The organism is Okeania sp. SIO2B3 (assembly GCF_010672525.1).
In the GTDB taxonomy this organism is placed as follows: domain Bacteria; phylum Cyanobacteriota; class Cyanobacteriia; order Cyanobacteriales; family Microcoleaceae; genus Okeania.
Genome location: NZ_JAAHGH010000048.1, coordinates 26,886 through 49,861, shown reverse-complemented (window position 1 = coordinate 49,861; position 22,976 = coordinate 26,886). Strand labels below are relative to the sequence as shown.

Below are 22,976 nucleotides of genomic sequence, written 5' to 3'. Positions count from 1 at the left end.
TCAAAATAATATGGGTCGCGCAACCCCGCCTTTTAAGGCGAAATATTTTTGGAGGTTTGGTCAAATCCCCGACTTCCCCTCCTGGCTCCCCTCCTGGGAGGGGTTAGGGGTGGGTTGGTAGGGGTTAGGGGTGGGTTGGGAGGGGTTAGGGGTGGGTTAACTTCTGACTTTTGACTTCGTTAAAGCCTCACTATTAGGTCTTGTCTCCACTGCTCAAACAATTATGGCACAATCGTGTAATATAGAATCCGGTTATACAGTATATGTTTATAATTCTATCCACACTTCAATATTAAATTTCCCTATCCCCCCATCTCCCCATCTCCCTATCTCCCCATCCCCCCATCTCATATAATAAGTATTCAACCGGATTTGATATAATACCCTAAAATTTCTGTATATAATTTCTTACAATGCCAACTATTCCCTCTAAGTTTGATGTCCTAATTATTGGCTCTGGTGCAGCAGGACTTTATGCTGCTTTGTGTTTGCCTAACCACCTCCAAGTGGGCTTAATAACCAAAGATACTCTGAAAACAGGAGCAAGTAGCTGGGCACGAGGCATTGCTGCAGCGATCGATCCTGCTGATGCACCCCTGTCCCATTGGGAAGATACTCTCAAAGCTGGTGCAGGTCTTTGCGAACCAGAAGCAGTTAAACTTTTAACTGATAATGCTCCTGCAGCGATCGAGTCTCTTCTAGAGATGGGAGTAACTTTTGACCGCAATGGTGAGAAACTTGCCCAAGAGCTAGAAGCTGCACACTCACGCCCCCGTGTCCTCCATTCTGGTGAAACTACCGGAAAGGTGTTGATTGATACACTTACGTCTCAAGTTTTGGAACGCGAAAACATCCAGGTGTTTTCCCAGGCGTTTACCTTGAGTTTGTGGTTGAATGAAGTGACAGGGAGTTGTCAGGGGTTAAGTATCCTCAATCAGGGGTGTATACGCTGGATTAGATCTGCTGCAGTGGTCTTAGCTACTGGTGGCTGCGGTCAAGTTTTTTGCCATACCACAAACCCTACAGTCATTACTGGAGATGGTATTGCTCTGGCTTGGCGTGCAGGAGCTTTAATTCGAGACCCGGAGTTTTTCCAATTTCATCCGACAGCGTTAACAGTAAGCGGAATTCCCCGGTTCTTAGTTACTGAGATTGTGCGAGGGGAAGGAGCGCATTTAGTCGATTCCCAAGGAAAGCGTTTTGCTTTTGATTATCATCCTAGTGGAGAATTGGCACCAAGGGATGTAGTCAGTAGGGCTATTTTCAGTCACTTACAGAAAACGAAACCCGATCCTTATTGTGTTTACCTGGATTTGCGACCGATAAAAGCCGAAAGGATGCGAGAGCGTTTTCCTAGTATTATTCAAGCGTGTCAACAGTGGGGGATTGATTTATTTACACAACCTATTCCTATCGCTCCTGTGGCTCATTATTTTATGGGGGGAATTGCTACGAATTTGGAGAGTTGTACCTCGATCGACGGCCTATATGCTATCGGTGAGACTGCGAGTACAGGGGTGCATGGTGCTAATCGTTTAGCAAGTAATTCTCTACTAGAATGTATTGTTTTTGCTGGTCAATTGTCTCAGTTAACGGTTAACTCGAAGATTAATGGTGATGACGATCCTGGATATTCGTCTCTCCCTGTGAAGAGGGAACAACAGGATTGGGATAACGAGATGGAGAAAGTTAACTCTATCAGAGAAAATTTACCCAAACTTATGTGGGAAAGTGCTGGTATTTCTCGCTCTCAAGCAATACTTGGAGATGGAATATCACAACTGAATATTTGGCGTTCTCAACTAACTGATTTGAATATTATGGGATATTTACTCAAGGCGACACCCAACCAAACAGTGCAATTAAATTCCGATCGGGCTGAACAAAACCTGAGGTTGGCTGCGGAAACTCTCAATTTGACTGATGTTGCTTATTTAATCTTGAAAAGTGCTGCTTGGCGCACCGAAAGTAGAGGCGGACATTACCGCAGCGATTATTCTCAAACCTCTGATGATTGGCAATTGCATACTTTGATTCAGGGAGATTATTGGGGTAAGTCCGCTAAGATTTCTAATTATATCATGTCCGGTTAGAATAGTTATAAATAAGTGGGTAGGGAGTAGGGAAAATATGGTTTTTTTCATAACTTTAGACTTTGACCAAAATCAAATCTTCTTCCTTCTTACCAAATAATTAAGCTTTAAAGCCTCTTTTTATTCAATCCTATCTGTTTTCAAGGAGACGTAATTATTAATTATTAATTATTAATTATTAATTGTTTAATACCTCATAAATTCAGGACTACCAAAAATTAATGCTGCCCTCAATTCAGGAGAACTATTTTCAATTACTGTACGAGTTTGAGCAGAAAAGTTATTACCCAAAGTAGCCATTAATTTTTCCGCACTAATAGGTTTACCTCTACCCAATAAACCACCAGATAAAGGTACGGCTAAACTACTACGTCGAATCATTGTATCTGAGCTTAACCATGCTTCTTTTGTATTTTTATAACCGTCGGGAGTAACACAACCATAAAGAGGCATTCCTAACTGGTCTAAAATGCCATTAATAGGTCGAAAATTATCAACTTCATTACCAATAGCTCTCATGGCAGAAGCTACAAAATGATAAGGATTTTTAAACTTACTATTATGTGTTTCTACTTGCCAAAATTCTGAACTGTTGAAGAGAGTTTTTAATACTTCAGAAATATCTCCTTCACTCTCTAAAAAAATCTGAGCTAAATTTTGAACTAAAGATTCTGGCGGTTGGTCTAACACAAAAGTTTGAGCTAATTTATAACTAATATGTTTAGCTGTGGCAGGATGGTTAGCCAAAATATCTAAAGCAATTTCACCTTCAGCCATACCATTTTCTTTAATTGTTTGTCCGAGAAAAAGTTTATCTTCCGGTTCGTGACGTTTTTCATCAAAATAAAATCCATCTAAATCTTCAGCTCTTTTAACATTAGGAGGTAAACCCCAACCAGTAAAAATTTTTGCTAAAGCAATAATATCATCTTGACTATAGCCTCCATCCACACCTAAAGTATGTAATTCTAATAATTCTCTAGCATAATTTTCATTTATTTTTCCCCGATGACTCCGCCAATTATCCAAATAAATTAACATGGCTGGATGATGAGCAGTAGCACCTAATAATTCTCTAAATTTTCCCAAAACATGAGGTCTAATTGCCTGTTGTTCATAGGAGCTGAAATATAAACGATTTAATCCTTGACGACCAAAAATATTAAAGTGATTGTACCAAAAATCTACCATAACTTCTTCTAAGTGACGCGGACTTTCTAGAGTGCGGAGAAAACGTCCTTTACTAGCTTGTAAAAAAATCTTTTGTTCAAAGCGTCTTTTGATTCTATTTAATCCTCTTTGGTCTAATTTTAATTCTTTTCCTGTTTGTTGAAGTTTTTGTAATTCTGTGATTATTTCACCAGGTTTGAAAGGCAATGTATCGAGATATTCTAGTTTTTGAGTTAATACTTTTGGATAGGGAATAGAATTAGGTTTGAGTTGAGATTGAATATAGACCTCAATACTAATATTTTTAATCTGTTCAACTTGTCCTGGAGTCGGTCCGAAACTGAGGCGATTAATTAGGTGTAGAATTTTAGTATCAGTCATTCTAGTTATCAGTTATTAGTCCAGTAGGTCGGGTAGAACGAAGTGTTAGGGTCGCTTATCCTACGGATAAACCCAACAAAACCTTTTGGTGCTGCATTGTCCGGCAATGTTTGTTGCGAGAACAGTGGGAGCATCTTGCTCCCGTGCCAAGCATTCCTTTTTCCTGTATACCATTACTATGCAGAATTACCAACCTTTTTATGGTTGGGTTTCGTTCCTCAACCCAACCTACAGGAAGCTTATTAGAAAAGAACATTACTTAGAACTCAAGCATTTCAACCCTGCATCTTCAGGTTTTGAATACTTATAAGGAATAAATACGAAGCGATCGCTATTCGTCTTCGTTGGACAAGAAACAACTCGAACTAATTCCAAGGGTAGTTTTTGGCGATCGCCAGTTCCTGGTTTAAATTCAATTTTTCCTGTTACCCCCTCAACATGGAAAGTTTTATCTGCTAACGTTTTCTGAATTCCCCAACGAGTAGGTTGTTGCCGAATTCCTTCAAGGAGAACCCGAGCTGCGTCATAGCTCAAAGCTGTACGACCGCTAACAGGACCTCCCCAAAGCTGCTCAGTGGTCTGAGAAAAATCAGATTTTGGATTACTTAGAGGATGCCAATTAATAGTGACAATAAGTTTTTCCATGAGTTGGGGTTGAGCTATCTTCAGGGTTTTCGGACTGTAAATTGAGGAATCACCAACTATCCAGTTTTGACCACCATTTTCTTTGATGATTTCCAGAGCATTAGCAAAAGAATCAGTCACTTGCCCATCTGGGATGAGAACAATAGCTGAATTACCATATTTTCTGACTTTTTGGATAGCATTTTTAGCATTAAAATCAGACCGAGAAATATCAAATGAATCAATGACATATCCTCCTTTTTCCGAGAGTTTTCGTTTAAAATGTTTTTTATAATCACTAGAATAGGCACTAGCAGGGTTATAAAAAATCGTAGCTTTGTTTTGATTAATTTTATTCATCAAGACATCAACCATTGCTTCTGCTCGGAGATTGTTAGTTGCGGTAATTCGGAAGAAAAATGGTCTAAGTTTTTGTGTGAGTTCAGAAGTGGCCGCACCAGGAGAAACTGATACGAATTGATTTTGGTTATATATATCTACAGTTGCCATCGTCATCTCACTGGTCCAAGAAGCAATAACACCTCGAATCTCTGACCGTTTGACTATTGTATTGGCAACCTTATTTGCCTGAGTCTCTAAGTTAGCATCATTAGCAATGATAATTTTTAAACCTTTTCCATTCAAGCTTTTCGAGTCTAGAAAATTTGCACCCGGTAAAGTCAAATTAGAGTATTTATTCTCATTGAATAAACTCAAGTTAACTTCCATTTGCGCTTGAGCTACTCCCCGCAAGAGTTCTTCAGCGACTTCTGCATTACTCACCTGTCCTGTTTCATCCTGTAAAACTGGAACTACAACTGCAATAGTATAGAAATTAGCTTCTGTCGCTTCTAAAAGAGCATTATTGAGATAAATTAAAGTTTCTGGGTCTCTTCGATCTGTCTTCCAACTTTGCTGAAGATTTTGAACTGCCTCTTGATAAATATTTTTGGTGATCAAACAACCCCTCCATTGTTCTCGAATATGACCGTTCCAAATAGGTAGAAAATAATTCCAGGGTTTTTGGCATTGGGCAACTGCATCCACACCCCTTTGTTTGTCTCGTGGTTGAAATAGTTTGACCAGAATTTCCTCACCTTTACTAATGTTATCTCCAAGCATTTCAGGTTGAGGATAAAACCAACGACAAATTCCCAAAACACCAGCGATCGCCAAGAAAAACAGAATTATGTACTTAGGTTTTATTGGAGATTTGCCTGGATGTTTTTTAGGTTGAGGCCAATATAGTTCAGGTGTAGCAGGATTTTGGATGAGTACAGGTAGTCTAGATGCTCTTGGATAAAACAATTCATTGGGAATAGGAATTTCCAGTTGTTTTAAATGCCTCCGTGCTTCTCGAACAGAGGCGTGGAGAGGTCTACCTTGGGTAAATTCTTCCAGGAAATATTGTAAAAAACGCCGTGCTACTAAATCGGGAACAGGTTCTCGCATCACAATTATATGGGGAATATCAAAATCAGCTAAATATTCAGCAAGACCCAGTCCATCACAGGAATTAAAAATTGCCAGCTTGACTTTTGAAGCGGCTTTCCTCAGAGCTTCTTTTAAAAGATTGATTGGTAAATCTTGACCACGATCGACATGAATATTCCGAGCGGAACTATGTCCTGCATAAAAAATAATATCCCAATTTCCCAGCCAAAGAGTATCAAATAGTTCTTGAGGAGTCAGAGAATTTCCTCTCGCTGGAATAGAGGTAATTTTTGCCCCGTGTTGTTGTAAGTTTTCAATGAGTTCCCGATCTTGTTGCAGTTGTAATTCCCCCTCATTGCTACCAAAAATTGCCAGAAGATGAATCGGTTTCTCCAAGGTTTCTGTTGGTCGATTATATTTAGATAAAAGGGCAAATTCTGCTTGGGGTAAAAAATATGATTTCTCAAATAAATCCCAATAATCCCAGGATAACTTACGCAGATAAGGATTTGATGTATCGATGATCACTCGAACTGATTCATTTGGAGTTCCATCTTTGAGTTGTCCTATAATTCGCGCTGTTATAGCTCCAAAGATAGGTTGTCCTAACCAATTTCTTACATTAGATTCTAGGGCGCGAGTGGCATTTTGACAGCCTTCTAAACTGGAGATGTTGGTAGTTTGCCCCTCTTGCATTTCTATCGCTCGGTCTCCCCCCAACTCAGTATAAATGTTTCTCCATTCATCATAAACTATAGGAAAATCTGGGTTAGGGGGCAATTGAGGACACTTGCGTTCTGTGGCAATGATTCTACCATCTTGCCAAAACTCCAGGATAACAGGAAAACCTAATTCAAAACTCCCTTCTTCTATTTTGATAACAACTTGTCTAGCCATTATGATTAATTCATTGCTTTAGTTTTAATATTATATTCGGTTAAATAGATATCTCCAAAAATTTGCTCTTTGTAGGTTGGGTTGAGGACACGTTAGCGCCAGCTTATATCATGTCCGGTTGAATACTTATTATTAAGATAGTAGGGGAGCGGGGGAGTAGGGGAGTAGGGGAGTAGAGAACCCACCTCTAACCCCTCCCCTCCTGGGAGGGGAAGAAAGGAGGAATACATAGAAAATATTGGAGAAAAGTATTGATAATTTCAGTATTTCTTTGGTACTGTCGGTACCCGGAGTCCTGTAAATAATACTGATGCTACCTGATTAAATATAATGCACTTATCAAAAAAAACATTAGTTATAATTCCCACAGTCCAACCCTGCATCTTCAGATTTTGAATACTTCTCAGGAATAAATATGACGCGTTCCTTATCCTGAACCGTTGGACAAGAAACAATCTTAACTAACTCCAGGGGTTGTATTTTGCGATCGCCTTTCCCCTCTTCAAATGTAATTTCTCCTGTTACCCCCTCAACACGGAAATTTTTGTCTGCCAACGTCTTCTTAATTTCCCGACGATGTTTTTCCCCATTTTCCTCAATCCCTTTGATTAGCACCTGAGCAGCATCATAACTCAAAGCTGTGCGACCACTGACAGACCCTTCCCAAAGCTTCTTGGTGGTTTGAGAAAAATAAGAATCTGGATTGCTTAAAGAATGCCAAGGAACAATTACAATCAGTTTTTCTACGAGTTGAAGTTGAGCAATATTCAGGGTTTTAGGGCTATAAACCGACCAATTACCTACCATCAAGTTTTGACCGCGATTTTCTTTAATAATTTCCAGAGCATTACCGAGAGCATCAGTCACTTGACCATCAGGAATTAAAGCAATTACTAATTCTCCATAGTTACTAAGTCTTTTGATAGCATTTTCAGCATTAAAATCAAGCTGATTAATATGAGAAATATCAGGGTCATCAATGATGTTTTTTTGTTTTCCTCCTTTTTTTACAAATTCTTCTTCAAATCGTTTTTTGTAATCACCGGAGTACTCACTATCAGGATTATAAAAAACTGCTACTCTGTTTTGATTAAACTTATCCATCAAGACATCAACCATTTTTTCTGATTGCCGTCTGTTGGTGATGTTAGTTCGGAAGAAAAATTTTCGAGGTTTTTCTGTGAGTATAGAAGTACTTGCACCAGGGGAAACCATTACTAATTCATGTTGGTTATAGATATCTACAGTTGCCGTCGTTGTCTCACTGGTCCAATGACCAACAACCCCAAGAATCTCTGATCGTTTCGCTATTGTATTAGCAACTTTCTTGGCTTGCTCTTTATTGTTAGCATCATTAGCAATAATTACTTTTAAACCTTTTCCATTCAACCTCTTTGGCGTTAGAAAACCTTTACCTGGTAAGGTGAAATTAGATAATTCTTCCGATAAACTCAAGTTAACTTCTGTTTGCGCTTGAGCTACTCCCCGCAACATCTCTTGAGCAATGTCTGCATTACGAGCCAAAACTGGAACCGCAACTGCAATAGTATCGTACCCAACACCCGTCGCTTCTAAAATTGCATTATTGAGATATATTAAAGTTTCTGGATCTCTTCGTTCGTCATTCCAGCTTTTCTGAAAATCTTGAGCTGCTACCAAATAACTTTTGTTCTTGAATTTTTCTACACCATTTTTTTTGTATGTTTGTTGAGATAGTTTTACCAGAATTTCCTCACCTTCACTGATGTTATCTTTTTTACCGATGTTGTCTTTACTTGGTTCAAGTGTAATGGTTGGTTCAGGTGTACTAGGTGGTTTAGGATTGATTGTTTTACCAATTACCAAAAAAACCATCAAACCGATAAGCATACAAGAAAACAGAACTATTATCTGCATTATCCGCCTGCGTCTTCTTCGCAACTGCCGTAGAAGTTCCGCTTCAGGTTGCGGTGGAGGTTCAGCTTCAGGTTGCGCTAGAGGTTCCGCTTCAGGTTCAGGCCAATAGAGTTCAGGTGCAGTAGGGTTTTGAATTAGTACAGGCAGTTTAGATGCTCTTGGATGATACACTCCATCTGAATTAGAAAATTCCAGTTCTTCCAAACATTCCCGTGCTTCTCTAACAGCAGCGTGAAGAGGTTGCCCTTGGGTAAATTCTTTCAGGAAAAATTGTAAAAAACTCCGTGCTACTAGATCGGGAACAGGTTCTCGCATCACAATCATATTGGGAATATCAAAATCAGCTAAATATTCACCAATATCCAGTCCATCACAGGAATTAAAAATTGCCAGCTTTACTGTTGGGGCTGCTTTCCTGAAAGCTCCTCTTAAAGCATCAATTGGTACATTTAAGGTAGGATTAACATTCACAGTCCGATCAGAACTGTGCCCGGCATAAAAAATAGTATCCCAATTTCCTCGTCGAATAGTTTTATATAGTTCTTGATAAGTCAGAGAATCTCCTCTGGCTGGAATAGAGGTAATTTTTGCCCCATCTCTTTCTAAATTTTCAATCAGTTTCCGGTCTTGCTCCAGTTGTAAACCCCCTCGATCGCTCCCAAAAATTGCCAGAATACGAATAGGTTTTTGCCACGTTGTTATTGGTGGATTATGCTGAGATAAGAGGGTAAATTCTGCCTGGGGTAAATATGGTTTCTCAAATAAGTCCCAATAATCCCATGATAACCTATGCAGATAAGGATTTGATGTATCAATGATAACTCGTACCGATTCACTAGGAGTAAGATTCTGAAACTTTCCAACAATGCGCCCTCGAATATCTCCAAATGCAGCTGCTCCCAACCAATTTCTTTCGTTAGATTCTAGGTTTCGAGTAGCATTTTCACACTCTTCTAAACTGGCGACGTTGGTAACTTGGCCTTCGTTTATCTCTATCACCCGTTCTCCCAATCCCAACCTAGTATAAATGCTTCTCCATTCATCATAAATTCTAGGAAAATCTGGGTTACGGGGCAATGGATGACATTTGCGGTTTCTGGCAATGACTCTATCATTTTCCCAAAACTCTAGGGAAACAGGAAAACCTGATTCAAAACTGCCTTCTTCTATTGTGATAACAACTTGTTTAACCATTATTCTTAATTCATTGTTTTAGTTTTAATATTATATTTGTTTTCAATAGTTAATAACCAAAAATTGGCTCTTTGTAGGTTGGGTTGAGGACAGGAAACCCAACACCTAATCTTAGTTCCACAAAAATATCATAATTGTAAAACTTTTAAGATGGTGTTGCTGAATTAAGGAATGAATATAAGTGGGGTGGGTATCCTGCACATCCGAAAATTTAACGAAGTCAGAAGTTATTTTTGTAACGGGAATTTGATATCATGTCCGGTTGAATAATTAGATTTTGGTGGAACGAAAGCAGAAAGTAGGAGGCAGGAGGCAGAAGGTTTTTTCCTATTGTCACCTGAATTTTATACACAAACTATGCTACCGGACATGATATGACAAAAATATTTCGCCTTAATAAGGTGGGGTTTTAGACCCGTATTATTTTGATAAAAAATGGGCAAGATGCCCATTCCACAAAATATCACAAGTAAGCATTCAGCGGTCAGCTATCAGCTATCAGCTATGAGTTATTAGCTCATTATCGCACCGAAGGAGGAATTAGTCTCCAAGGAGTGATATCATGTCTGGTAGCATCGTTTGTGTATAGAATTAGGTGAAAATTGCGGGAAACCCTTCTGCCTCCTGCCTCCTGCCTTACCTCCTCCAAAGTGTAAGTATTCAGCCGGACATGATATGAAATATGTTTGCTTCCGCATTCCGCACTGAAAGAAAAAGGTTTTCCGATCGCCTTAGTAATTTATTACGTTCAAAAGTTGATAGCTGAATGCTAATAGCTGAATGCTTACCATCACTTTTTTATTCAAATCATAAAGTGCTTTGTCACAGTCGCAGAATTAAGGTTAACTTGAAGACTAAAGCGATCGCCTGGATCGGCGGTAAATTTGAACTGAATATAATCATCTCGTTCTCTTGCACGAATTTCAAATAAAGATTGCCCCATTTCATCTAAACCAATGAGTTTTAAATTTGCTGGTAGAAAACGTTGGTCTTGAAGAGGATAAACTCTCGAAAGAACAGCAAATCTTTGGTTTGGTTTGGGTAAAATGGCTATCATTAGTGCCACCGGAACTCCTGCTAGTTGCATTCCTAGATCGATGGCGCGACGTACACCTGCTGCTGGATGACTAGGGTCAATTTCCCACAACAATTCGGCAATTTGCCAGCGTGTTTCTTCGTCTTCTGTTGTTTGTAAAATCTGTACGAGAGCTTTATTTACTTCTGTGTCTGATAGTTCAAATTGAGATAAATCTGCCTGTATTTTTTCTCTTGGTCTTTGAGTGATTTGGAATTGTTGAAGAAAATTTTGAACTACTTTGGGAGATAATTTTTTTGTTGTTTGATCTAAACTGAAAGCCATTTGTATAGTCGGTTTACGATTTCCTAGAAGTTCTTCTACTGGTTGCCAAGCTTCTGTTAAAATACCTTCTAACCAACTTGTTAATTTTTCCCAAGTTTTTGATTCAGCTAAGGTATTTTTTGGAAGTTTAATAGCTGCCGGACTCAAATATTTCAAATTCAAAATTAAGTGGCTGGAGTCATAATTTAGTTGAGTCAAAGAAAGTTGATAATTTCCTATTTCATTTTTTTGTAAAGACCGATTTTTGAATTGATCGTGCCGTATAAATCCAATTAAAATAGCTTCTTCTTCCTCTACTAATACCTGTATTAATACATAAAAATGGGCAGCAAAATCTGGAGAATAAATCATTTTCTCCGGAATTTCAATTCCTTCATTTACTATATTTTCATTTGTCAGTAAGCAAACTGTAAATCCATTGACTTGCAGAGGGCAAATTGGTTCCGAACTGATAATTTGATGAGGTGGCAAAGATTCAATTGGATTATCTAATGTTAAATGGCGATCGCTCAACCATTTTTTTAGTGCTAATAAACCCAATATGTTCACATAAGCTTGCCATTGTTGGGCTTCGTTATTAAAGCGATCGCTCAAAAGAGTTGCTTCCTGAAAATCTTCAGGTTCTAAATCAATAGTTTCTAAGTGCAATTGTCGGTAATACAGTCTGTTTATTTGCTTAGAATCAGAATGAATATTCATATTTATTCTCCAGGTTATTGTTATAATTTAAAATTTGATTTTTGCGATAATTGGGACAATAAATGTAGTTTTTTGACTATTTATTATTCTGTTAAATAGACTGACTATATTTAAGATAATAGCGCATTTTTTCAGCGAATAAACTTGTCATTCTTTGGTATTTCCTTGCTGTAGAAATTTCCTTGGCTGCCTCTATAAAAACGGTTTCATCTAAATAACGGCTTAATAGTTCAATTAAAGAATCAAAAACATTTGGATCTAAAACCCCTTGACTTGAATTTAACTCTGCTTGATTCAACAAAATTTGCAGCATTTTCTCCATTACCTCTTCTCTAATTTGCTTCAGCATTTGCTTAAGTTTTAAGATGCGACTAACTTGACATTGATTATTCATATTTAATTGTTTAGCTACTTCACTTTGAGATTTATTTTCACAATAAATTAGTCGTAAACTAGGCAAAAAATGAGGAGCAAATTCACTATACCAAGCACTTTTTTGTAGTTTCTGCAAACGTTGAGAAAGCACCCCCTCAATAGCATCCATAATAGCTTGATCGCGATGTTCGTCTAGAAATTCAAGTTCCATTGCTGAAGCATTAGAGGGTGGTGAAATCTCAGTTGGATTTAATATTTGTTCCTGTATAAACTGAGCAATAGTTTTCAATTGCTCAAGTAGTTCATCTGAAGAATTATATACAACTCCCCTGGGAAAAAGGCGATCGCGCATTTCCTGAAGTTGAGACTCAGAAGGTTCAGGACATTTGCCCCTTGCACCCTGTTCTCGTCTGTCGCGCCGATATACTCCATGAAACACCTCTACCACATCTTGTTCTTGAGGTGAAAGAGCTTCCATTTGGTAACGCTTAATATCATTTAGTTTTCCCCAAGGAGTAGTTAAAGATAAACCAAATTCCACCCATAACGTTCGAGTTAGTTCTGGGTGGCGACGGGTGAGTAAATTAGTCCAATTCCAGAGTCCAGCTTTATCAGGATTGAACTTTCTTAAAATGTGCGCCCAAAAATAGGGGTAAGAAGACTGAGAGTTTTCCCTAACTTCCTGAAAACTCTTGATTTTACCATCATCAGTGAGTACCAGGTACAACAAGTCTAAGTGAGAAAAACCATAGCGATCGCCAAATTGTTGAGCCAATTTTTGACAAGCATCAACAATGCCATGAGAAATATAGCAGCGCAAAGAAAGTCCTGCTGTTATGCTGCATTCCTTAGAAGAGGCCGAATTTTGAGATAGAAAGTGAGATAGCAAAGTAGCTTGAATTTTTCGGTCATCTTGGGAGGAGAGTTCTTTGAGTTCAGCAATAGACGGAAACCAGATTTGAAATTGTTGCTGAACAGACAATAGTACCTCCTCTCGATATCCTCTGTGAGAACCAGACACATCATAACTAGCTAAATCAATTTTGCATAATGTCCAGTAGTTATTGGTGAGAACCATTTTTCATCCTCCTATATTCCTCACACACTCAGGACTTACGCACGAACACTAAATCCAGTGAGGGCGAATGCCATTCGCCCCTACATATCGCGTTTTCAAGGTTAATTTGCGTAAGTCCTGACACTATTATTCAACCTTATTCAATTAGTATTAATGCTTATCAGCACTCACAATACGTTTTCCTAAAGGTTCTATTTTACTCTAGTCTCTGATGATTTGAACTTATGCACCTTTTAGGAATATTTTACCGAATAATTAAGGTAAAAATCCTTTCCTTTAAAGGAGAAACAATGAATTAATTTTCCTTTTATTCAATCCTATCCGTTTTAGGGAGAGGTAATTATCAATTATCCACTATCAATTATTGAAATAACCTGCATAAGTTCACCTTGATGGAAGCTAGTAGTTAATGAACAGACCACATCAATTAAGGTGAAACACGATGATGAAAATAGGTGAAATTTTAATCCGAAGACAATTAATTTCGCAAGTTCAACTAAACCAAGCAATAGACCTTCATACTTCATTGCATATGAAACTAGGAGAACTTTTAATGTTCCAAGGTTTGATTCAACCACAAAATTTAGAAGAAGCTTTAAAGGAACAATATTGGCGACAAAATGGTTATTGGATAATTGACTAAGCATCAATTTCAGATTAATAATCTCTCTACTTATCAAGAAATAATTCTGATTTTTCCAGACTTATTTATCTCTATAAATATTGTATTTATACAAAGATTGCGGAGATAAATACACTGAATTTTATTTTGTCTTGATTTGCAACCAAAGTTTTCACTTCGACTAAGGAAAAGAAAAAATGAATGAACTACCAGTTTTGATAGAACCATACTCTCAGAAAAAATCCCGATTTAAACTACGGAAAATATTAACTTTTTTAGTAGCAATATTGATTGGTTTATCTCCAGCATTACAAACCATTGCTCAGGGAACTACTCCTTTTTACTGGGATTTTATCAATGTTGAAATAGATGTGCAAAAAAATGGAGATATGCTGGTCAGTGAAACCCATAAATATGTCTTCACCCAACCCCATACAAACCAAAGATATCGATATATTCCACTAGATAAAGTAGATAAAATTACCGATGTTACAGTTTGGGAAAATCAGGAACAGATTCCTAGTCAAACTGGAATCAAAAATAACCAGATATGGATTAAATGGCAACATAAACTCAATGCTCCTGAAGCTCATACTTTTGTCTTAAAATATCGGGTTATTGGTGGTTTACATATTAATGATAGTGGAGAGAAAGTTTACTGGAAAGCAATATTTGCTAACCGGAGTGCTGTTATTAAGAATGCCAAAATAATAGTCCGACTGCCAGAAGTTTTATCAGAAAAAATTCAAACATATAAAAGTTTTGGATTTCCTGCAAAAGCTCGAAAAATTAATTCAACAACTGTGGAATTTGTAGCTAAAAAAGCGATTCCACCACAACAAGAAATAGAAGTTATGGTGCTATTTCCTCATAATATTCTTGATGTTTCAAAACCCAATTGGCAGCGTACTCAAGCAATTAGTTCTATTTTTTCAGGATTAGCATTATTAGGCTCAATACTTAATATGTATAAGGTATATTTTGGGATATTTCTAATAATTTTAATCATCGCTATTTGTTTTCCTAGTAATCGGAGGAGTCGTAGGGGTAGTGGCAGCTACAGTAGGGGTAGTGGTGGCTACGGTGGCGGTGACTATGGTGGCTACGGTGGCGGCTATGGTGGTGGTGGCTACGGTGGCGGTGACGGTGGTGGCTATGGTGGCGGTGACGGTGGTGGCGGTGACGGTGGTGGTGGTGGTGGTGGTGAATAGTATCAGTTTAACCATTAGGACTACTACCCATTAACCTTACTATATAACGAAATGTTGATGCACCTCACAACCTTGAGATTGCTTCCTTCCACTCCATTCCAGTCGCAATGACGTAGTTGTAAGTTTTCCCACCTCGCTACTTAGCTATTCTCAAGATGGCCATAACTACCGCCCCCCACTAATACTAAATCTGCGGCGTTGCACAATCAGGAATGATTTCGGCGCTCCACGGGGACGCGGGGACGCGGGGACATGGAGGCACGGGGATTATGGTTGATCCTCTCTGACAAAATCATCCCGCAATTATGCAATGCCCTTTCCTCAATAATATATGTACAGTTGAAAATCTACTATCATTCTTTAATGTGCAACCCCACTTCTCAAATTTAGTTCGTGTTACGAATGTAGGGGCGAATGGCCATTCGCCCCTACTTCTGACTTCAGCTATAACCACCTTTTTCAGAGACCAAAACACCATTCAGGAAAATATCAGCTAACCCCTCTGCCATTTCCTGCATTGCTTGGGGAGAAGCATCAGGTTCTAATAATGTTTTTTGGCTAAAACCTGCGATCGCAAACATTCCTAAAAATACCCGTGCCACAAGTTTCGGATTCATCTGACGATATACACCCCGCTCCATTGCTGTTGCAAAAAAAGCCTCCGCCACGTCCGTCATTTTTTCAATAACTTCCGATTGAATTTTATCTCTCAATTCTGGATGAAACTGTGCTTCCAAAAAACAGACTTTCATCATATCTGCATTGCGACTCATATTTAACATCCGGCGACGCATCACTTGTGCTACAGCTTTGTAACTAGACATCTCACTCAATTCTGTTAATAAATCTGTGAGAATTTCCACCCAACCCTGCGTAGCTAACTCAATCAAAATCGCTTTTTTATTAGTAAAATGACGAAACAAAGTACCCTCTGCAACTCCTGCCTTTTTCGCCAAATCTCGAATCGTAGTACCATCATATCCAGATTTAGCAAACAATTTTTGAGCTGCTTGTAATATCTTAGTTCGTGTCTGTATTTCCGAAGTTGGCAACTGAGTTAAAACTTTCATAATAGTTAAAACTTTTATGTTATTTTAACCAGTTGTAGCTTAATGATTTGGCAATTTAAGCATTAATTAACAAAGATTTTATGTATATTTAGTTGTTGGGAACAAAGAATAGGTTTAAGAGGTATAGTAGTTTTTATTTGAGATGTAAATCTATAGTGCTACGCCCTAGGAAATAGGGAATAGCGGGTTTTTTCCTGCGGAATCTGTCAGGAAACAGGATTGAAAAATGTCTTAACCATTCTTGTACTTCTATAGATTAAGGTCTTTTTTCAGAAAATGCTGGATTGAGTAGCTGATATCCTTGTCTTTGCTACTATTTAATAAGGATTAAATTTTTATTTCCAAATATTTATGCAAACTTTCTTACCAACTTGGTGTAAAAAAATAATTACTGCCAGCTTTGAATTGGCCCAACTAAAAAAGCGATCGCTCAAATTATGTCTTTGCTTAATTACCATAAGTTTGTTTTGGTTTGGGCTTCCCGCAAATATGGCCTTAGCACGGGAATCTACTCCGGACCAAAAAATATCAATTAAGCCTTACCTAGACCGAGTAATCAAAAAAGTCACAGAATTTCGCCTCGACAATGGCATGAAATTCATCGTATTGGAAAGACATAATGCCCCAGTTATATCTTTTTCTATTTATGCTGATGTTGGTGGGGCAAACGAACCAGACGGTCAAACAGGTGTGGCCCATTACCTAGAACATTTAGCTTTTAAAGGTACAAAAAAAATCGGTACAAAAGATTATCAAGCCGAAAAACAAGCTCTAGAAAAACTAGATAAGATATTTGCAGAAATTCAAACAGCTAGTGCTAATCAAAAAACCGAACAACTCACCCAACTTTTAGCAGAATTTGAAGCAGCTCAAAAGCAAGCATCTCAATATGTAAATCAAAATGAATTCTCCAAAATAGTCCAACAAGCAGGAGGAGTAGGAATGAATGCTGGTACCTCAGCAGACTACACCCAATACTTCTACAGTTTACCTGCCAATAAACTAGAATTATGGATGTCCTTAGAGTCAGAAAGATTTTTGGAACCAGTATTTAGAGAATTTTATAAAGAAAAACAGGTAATTCTAGAAGAAAGGCGATCGCGCACAGAAAATTCACCCGTTGCCCAATTGTTGGAAAAATTTTTAAGTAAAGCTTTCCAAGTTCATCCTTACCGTCGCCCTGTTATTGGTTATCAAGAAGATATCGAAAATTTAACCAGAGAAAATGTGCGCGACTTTTTTGATACTCATTATGTTCCCAGTAACTTAACAGTAGCAATAGTTGGAGATGTCGAACCCAAAGAGGTGAAAAAATTAGCAAAAATTTATTTCGGTCGCTACGAAACTAAAGAAAAACCACCACAAATTAATATTGTCGAACCTCCCCAAACTGAATTAGGGGAAGTAACGATGAAGTTGCAATCTCAACCTTGGTATATAGAAGGTTATCACCGACCTGCAACCAATCATCCCGACAATGCAATTTATCAAATGATGACTAGCATCTTGAGCGATGGTCGTACTTCTCGCCTCTATCAGTCATTAGTTGAGAAACAGCGAATAGCTCTCGTAGCAAGAGGAGCAGGTGGTTATCCAGGAGATAAATATCCACATCTGATGCTATTTTATGCTATGACTGCTCCCAATAGTAATGTAGATGAAGTTGGAGCAGCTTTGCAGACAGAAATTGAAAAATTGAAAACAGAGCCAGTTTCTCAGCAAGAGTTAGAAAGGGTGAAAACTCAAGCACGGGCAGGTTTATTGCGCTCTCTTGACTCTAATACAGGAATGGCTTCTGCTCTCTTGAGCTACGAAGTTAAAACTGGTTCGTGGCAAAATCTGTTTAAAGAATTAGATGCCATTAATGCAGTAACTACAGAAGATATTCTGCGTGTAGCTCAAAAAACTTTCGTTGCCGAAAACCGTACTATTGGCAGACTGCTTCCCCAGTAAAGAGTAGAGAAATTGTATGCAGTCTCTCTACAAATACAGGACTTACGCATAACCGCCATATGTAGGGGCGAATGGCATTCGCCCCCTATTCCCTATTCCCTATTCCCTATTCCCTATTCCCTATTCCCTATTCCCTATTCCCTATTCCCTATTCCCTATTCCCTATTCCCTTTCATACCAAAACAAACAATGCTTTCTAAATACAAAAGAAAAATTACTAGATCCAAAATTTTCATCACAGCATTTTTAGCCGTAGTAATGCTGTTAGCTATTTTAGGGCAAATACCAGCCATAGCTCTAACTCCAGCCAAACATTATACCGAACTGGAATTTCCCCCACTACCAGAATTAGAACTACCAGAGTACACTCGCTTTCAACTTGACAATGGCATCGTTGTCTATCTTATGGAAGACCATGAATTACCCCTAATAGGTGGCAGAGCAATATTCCGAACAGGTTCAAGATTTGAACCCGAAGATAAAGCAGGGTTAGCAGACTTAACTGGGACTGTCATGCGTACAGGTGGAACAACTCAACATTCCCCTGAAAAAATCAATCAAATACTCGAACAAAAAGCAGCAGTAGTAGAAACAGGCATCGGTGGTACTGCTGGTATTGCCAGGTTCAGTTGCCTGACTGAAGACTTGACAGAAGTATTTGGATTATTTACCGAAGTAATTCGCGAACCCGTATTTGCTCCAGCAAAACTAGAGTTTGCCAAACAACAATGGCAAGGTGCAATTGCTCGTCGGAATGACGATCCTGAATCTATTGTTGGTCGTGAGTTCCAAAAATTGATTTATGGGACAGAAAGTCCTTATGCTCGAACTGTTGAATATGAAACCCTCAACAACATTTCCCAGGAAGATTTAATTGATTTCTATGCTAAATATTTCCATCCTGAGAATATGATTTTGGGAGTAGTAGGAGATTTTCAGACCAAACAGATGCGATCGCTCATCAAAGAGCAATTTGGCAACTGGCAACCAAGCATTAAAGCAGTAAAACCTCCTCTACCAAATGTTAGTCAAGCTCAAGTCGGTGATCTGTTTTTTATTGACCAACCTCAGCTAACTCAAAGTTATGTACAAATGGGTCACTTAGGCGGAAAATTAGATAATCCTGATTATACAGCTTTGAGCGTGATGAATGCGGTACTTAATGGTTTGGGGGGACGCTTGTTTAATAATATTCGATCGCGTCAAGGTTTAGCTTATTCAGTTTCTGCTTATTGGAGTCCTAACTATGATTATCCAGGAGTATTCATCGCTGGAGGTGAAACTCGTTCGGATGCGACTGTGCCATTTATCACATCTGTGAATGAAGAAATTGAACGTATTCGTACTCAACCTATTACAAAAGAGGAACTCACCCATGCCAAAGATTCAACTCTCAATTCATTTATTTTCAACTTTCAAGATCCAGCTCAAACTTTATCCCGTTTGATGAGATATGAATATTATGATTATCCCCAAGATTTCATTTTCCGTTATCGTCAGGAAATAGAAAATATTACTGTTGAGGATGTGCAAAGAGTAGCTCAAAAATATTTGCAACCAGATAAAATTGTAACTTTAGTTGTGGGCAACAAAGAAGCAATTCAACCACCTCTGAGTAGTCTCGGAAACGATCTTAAAATTACTTCAATAGATATCACAATTCCAGAACCTAGTTAATTGAAGTAGTAGTCAGTAGGTTGGGTTAAGCGTCCGAGCGCAACCAAGCATCAACCAAGATCATACTTTGATATTTAGAAGGGCGATCGCCCTACCTCAGAAAAACTGACATCATCTTGGGTTTCTCTGCGCTCAACCCAACCTACAAAACTTTATGGAATATCGTCGGGTAAAAACACCAGGAGCAACTTATTTTTTCACAGTAGTCAGTAGGTTTGGTGAAGCGTCCGAGCGCAACCCAACATCAACCAAAATCATACTTTGATATTTAGAATGGCGATCGCCCTACCTCAGAAAAACTGACATCATCTTGGGTTTCTCTGCGCTCAACCCAACCTACAAAACTTTATGGAATATCGTCGGGCAAAAATATCAGGAGCAACTTATTTTTTCACAGTAGTCAGTAGGTTTGGTGAAGCGTCCGAGCGCAACCCAACATCAACCAAAATCATACTTTGATATTTAGAAGGGCGATCGCCCTACCTCAGAAAATTTGTTCACATCCTACAAACCTAGGCAACAGCTAACTTCTCAGAAGTAGAAACAAACGCAGCAAAATCCATTGTCAGTATGTTCATCGCCAACGCTATTGGTAATTTCAGCACCTGCCTTAAGGACTTTCCACTCGGCAACAAAGCAAATAACATGGAAATCGTAATTGCAGGTTATGAAATAGTGCTAAAAGTCTTTACCCGTGAGAGTAACCGGAAAAATTGGGCAAAAACTCAAAACAATCTGGGCATTGTCTACAATAATAGAATTAGAGGCGACCGGGCAGAAAATCTGGAAAATGCTATTGCTACATATCATTTGGCTTTGGAAGTTCATACCAAAAAAGATTTACCGACAGACTGGGAAAAAACTCAAAACAATCTGGGCATTGTCTACAATAATAGAATTAGAGGCGACCGGGCAGAGAATCTGGAAAATTCTATCGCTGCATATCATCTGGCTTTGGAAGTTATCACCAAAAAAGATTTACCGACAGACTGGGCAACGACTCAAAATAATCTAGGTATTGTCTACTTTAACAGAATGGGCAGTGGATGATTTCGCGACAGCACTATTTTGTTTGTTTTATTATCAACATCGGCAAAACCCCGAATACACCCGCCCGCAGGCATTACACAAAGCTCAAACTGATTGGCGCAACTTGACAGGAAAACAACTTAATGATATGTATCGGCAGCAACTAGAGGCGCATTTGCAGAATATTGAGACAGAGGAGAATAAAAAACGGGTTGGGCAAATGAAATTTAACCTGGCGTTGTTATGTGACGAAGAGTATCCCTTTATTAACCCTTATTATTGGGCTGGTTTTGTTTCCGGTGGTTTACAGTAAGCTGTTTGCAGCAAAAAAGGTGGAAATTTGCCTCCAGATTCACTATCTCCCCACATTCCCCTACTGCTCTCAGGAGGGGTGGCTCCCCACATTCCCCTCCTGGGAGGGGGAGGGGCGAGGGGTGGGTCCGCACACTCCCTATTAGGATGATAGTCTTTGAGGGGTATACCCATGCGATCGCAATCCCTGAGTGTAAGAAAATCCATAGGGTACTTGCCCCACAGGTATTTCCTCCTTAGTTGTGTAACTCCATTTTTTCAAGTTTTCGATCCATCTCCAAATCTTAAGTTTTTCTCTGGTTTTGATGTACAACTACTGTTAAAACTTTATTTGCGTAGTCATCATAATTTTTTGTCTTGACAAATATAGGTAATTATGATTTCATATAAATTCATATAGTAGTCATCGCAGGCTTTTGGTTTAGGCAACTATTTACATAAGCCACAATCCAAACTGAATGAAAATAACAAAGCTCTGCCAAAACTAAAAGTCAAGATTTAACTGCTCAACAACAAGCAATTCAAAATCAGTATTTAAGCGCTATGAAAAATTTAAGTAATATCAGGGAAAAATTAAATCCTATCAATAACAACAGTCAGGCGACAAGATTTTCACCTCCTCTCCCAGAACACCAAGAATTTTTGAAGGCTTTAGAAAAGCGTATTGCTGAGTCTACAGAATTTTTCATTGGCTATCCACTCAATCTTAATTTTGATTACACCCCTCTGATACCTTTCTTTCAATATCTAATCAATAATTTAGGCGATCCGTGGGAGTCTGGATACTGGTATATTCAAAACAAAGATATTGAGCAACAATGTATTTCTTGGTTAGCTGAACTTTATCATTTAGAAGCAGAGTGGGGATACGTTACCAGTTGTGGTACGGAAGGAAATATCTATGGTATATTTTTAGGTCGAGAGTTACTCCCGGATGCTATTCTCTACTCTTCTAAAGATACTCATTATTCCATTGCCAAAGCTGCCTGTATGTTGAAAATACCTCATGTAGTTATTAACTCTCAACCTAATGGGGAAATAGATTACGAACATCTCAAACAAGAAATATCAAAACGAACAAATCATAGCGTTATTCTTAATCTTAATTTAGGCACTACCATGAAAGGAGCAGTGGATCGAATAGAGCCAACAGTTGATATTTTAGAAAAGCTAAAAATTCCTTTTTATATTCATTGCGATGGTGCATTAGGAGGAATGTTATTGCCTTTCATAGAAACAGCACCAAAAATTAGTTTTCAGGATTATCCCATTGGTAGTATTGCTGTTAGTGGTCATAAATTTTTTGGTTCTCCTATTCCTTATGGAATTGTTTTAACTCGTAAAATTTATACTGACCAAATTAAACATCAAATTGAATATATTGGCTGTAATGATACAACTATTACAGGTTCTCGTAGTGGACTTGCTTGCTTATTTCTTTGGTATGCTATTATGACCAGAGGTCAACAGTTTGCTGGAGAAGTTTCGACTTGTTTAGAAAATGCTCGGTATTTGTATAAACGTCTAGAAGAGATTGGATACAAACCTTTTTTAAATGATTTTTCAACTACGGTTGTATTTGATAAGCCATCAATCAAGATTTGTCAGAAGTGGCAATTAGCTACTCAGGGTTCTTTAGCTCATATTGTTGTAATGCAACATCTTTCTAAAATAAAAATTGACTTATTTATCGACGATTTGTTAGCTTAATTTATATTATGAAATATACTGTATCAGTTAACTGATTCAATATCTGTATTTATAGCAGTTTTCATATTTCATAGAATACAAAAATTTTGGTTTAAAGGCACTTATGCTGAGGGCATAAGTTTTGTAGTCAATATGAGTGAAAACCGCTATAAGCTGAAATTATCAAAATAATATGGGTCGCGCGACCCCGC

Annotated in this window: 16 protein-coding genes; 8 read left to right on the top strand and 8 right to left on the bottom strand. The window is 38.2% G+C overall.

The window, feature by feature from the left end:
* Positions 1 to 413 precede the first annotated feature (413 nt).
* Positions 414 to 2,093 (top strand): L-aspartate oxidase, encoded by a 1,680-nt coding sequence (nadB, locus tag F6K15_RS24145; RefSeq protein WP_293065371.1) that lies wholly within the window; start codon positions 414 to 416, stop codon positions 2,091 to 2,093.
* Positions 2,094 to 2,279: 186 nt separating this feature from the next.
* Here the strand turns inward: nadB and F6K15_RS24140 are convergent, their stop codons facing one another.
* The 6 genes from F6K15_RS24140 to F6K15_RS24115 form a co-directional block, all read right to left on the bottom strand.
* Complete coding sequence (locus F6K15_RS24140; RefSeq protein ID WP_293065369.1) at positions 2,280 to 3,644, bottom strand: DUF1800 domain-containing protein; 1,365 nt, start codon at positions 3,642 to 3,644, stop codon at positions 2,280 to 2,282.
* Positions 3,645 to 3,699: 55 nt separating this feature from the next.
* Positions 3,700 to 3,900, bottom strand: coding sequence for a hypothetical protein (locus F6K15_RS24135; RefSeq protein ID WP_293065367.1), 201 nt, complete (start codon positions 3,898 to 3,900; stop codon positions 3,700 to 3,702).
* Positions 3,900 to 6,599 (bottom strand): ABC transporter substrate-binding protein, encoded by a 2,700-nt coding sequence (locus F6K15_RS24130; RefSeq protein ID WP_293065365.1) that lies wholly within the window; start codon positions 6,597 to 6,599, stop codon positions 3,900 to 3,902. The genes F6K15_RS24135 and F6K15_RS24130 overlap by 1 nt, the downstream gene beginning before the upstream one ends.
* A 351-nt stretch (positions 6,600 to 6,950) precedes the next feature.
* Positions 6,951 to 9,689 (bottom strand): ABC transporter substrate-binding protein, encoded by a 2,739-nt coding sequence (locus tag F6K15_RS24125; RefSeq protein ID WP_293065362.1) that lies wholly within the window; start codon positions 9,687 to 9,689, stop codon positions 6,951 to 6,953.
* Positions 9,690 to 10,491: 802 nt separating this feature from the next.
* Positions 10,492 to 11,748 (bottom strand): DUF1822 family protein, encoded by a 1,257-nt coding sequence (locus F6K15_RS24120; RefSeq protein WP_293065359.1) that lies wholly within the window; start codon positions 11,746 to 11,748, stop codon positions 10,492 to 10,494.
* A gap of 91 nt (positions 11,749 to 11,839) precedes the next feature.
* Positions 11,840 to 13,201, bottom strand: coding sequence for a hypothetical protein (locus tag F6K15_RS24115; protein WP_293065356.1), 1,362 nt, complete (start codon positions 13,199 to 13,201; stop codon positions 11,840 to 11,842).
* Positions 13,202 to 13,643: 442 nt separating this feature from the next.
* Here F6K15_RS24115 and F6K15_RS24110 point away from each other — a divergent pair, with 442 nt between their 5' ends.
* On the top strand, positions 13,644 to 13,844 hold the full coding sequence (locus F6K15_RS24110; protein WP_293065353.1) for a hypothetical protein: 201 nt from the start codon (positions 13,644 to 13,646) through the stop codon (positions 13,842 to 13,844).
* Between the two features lie 176 nt (positions 13,845 to 14,020).
* The gene (locus F6K15_RS24105) at positions 14,021 to 15,034 is read left to right on the top strand and encodes a DUF2207 domain-containing protein (protein WP_293065350.1); all 1,014 of its coding nucleotides are present in this window, start codon (positions 14,021 to 14,023) and stop codon (positions 15,032 to 15,034) included.
* 440 nt (positions 15,035 to 15,474) lie between these two features.
* Here the strand turns inward: F6K15_RS24105 and F6K15_RS24100 are convergent, their stop codons facing one another.
* A complete protein-coding gene (locus F6K15_RS24100) occupies positions 15,475 to 16,104 on the bottom strand; it encodes a TetR/AcrR family transcriptional regulator (protein WP_293065347.1) in 630 nt (209 codons plus the stop codon).
* A 351-nt stretch (positions 16,105 to 16,455) separates the two neighbouring features.
* On the opposite strand from F6K15_RS24100, the gene F6K15_RS24095 reads away from it, so the two are divergent.
* From F6K15_RS24095 to F6K15_RS24080, 4 genes are all read left to right on the top strand, one after another.
* On the top strand, positions 16,456 to 18,057 hold the full coding sequence (locus tag F6K15_RS24095; protein ID WP_375341087.1) for a M16 family metallopeptidase: 1,602 nt from the start codon (positions 16,456 to 16,458) through the stop codon (positions 18,055 to 18,057).
* Positions 18,058 to 18,315: 258 nt separating this feature from the next.
* Entirely contained in the window at positions 18,316 to 19,734 is a 1,419-nt protein-coding gene (locus F6K15_RS24090; protein WP_375341088.1) for a M16 family metallopeptidase, read from the top strand.
* A 645-nt stretch (positions 19,735 to 20,379) separates the two neighbouring features.
* On the top strand, positions 20,380 to 20,784 hold the full coding sequence (locus tag F6K15_RS24085; protein ID WP_293065342.1) for a tetratricopeptide repeat protein: 405 nt from the start codon (positions 20,380 to 20,382) through the stop codon (positions 20,782 to 20,784).
* Positions 20,753 to 21,076 (top strand): CHAT domain-containing protein, encoded by a 324-nt coding sequence (locus tag F6K15_RS24080; RefSeq protein WP_293065339.1) that lies wholly within the window; start codon positions 20,753 to 20,755, stop codon positions 21,074 to 21,076. The genes F6K15_RS24085 and F6K15_RS24080 overlap by 32 nt, the downstream gene beginning before the upstream one ends.
* On the opposite strand, the gene F6K15_RS24075 is transcribed toward F6K15_RS24080, so the two are convergent.
* Entirely contained in the window at positions 21,040 to 21,282 is a 243-nt protein-coding gene (locus F6K15_RS24075; RefSeq protein WP_293065336.1) for a hypothetical protein, read from the bottom strand. The genes F6K15_RS24080 and F6K15_RS24075 overlap by 37 nt on opposite strands.
* A 336-nt stretch (positions 21,283 to 21,618) precedes the next feature.
* Here F6K15_RS24075 and F6K15_RS24070 point away from each other — a divergent pair, with 336 nt between their 5' ends.
* Complete coding sequence (locus F6K15_RS24070) at positions 21,619 to 22,785, top strand: histidine decarboxylase (RefSeq protein ID WP_293065334.1); 1,167 nt, start codon at positions 21,619 to 21,621, stop codon at positions 22,783 to 22,785.
* Positions 22,786 to 22,976: the final 191 nt, after the last annotated feature.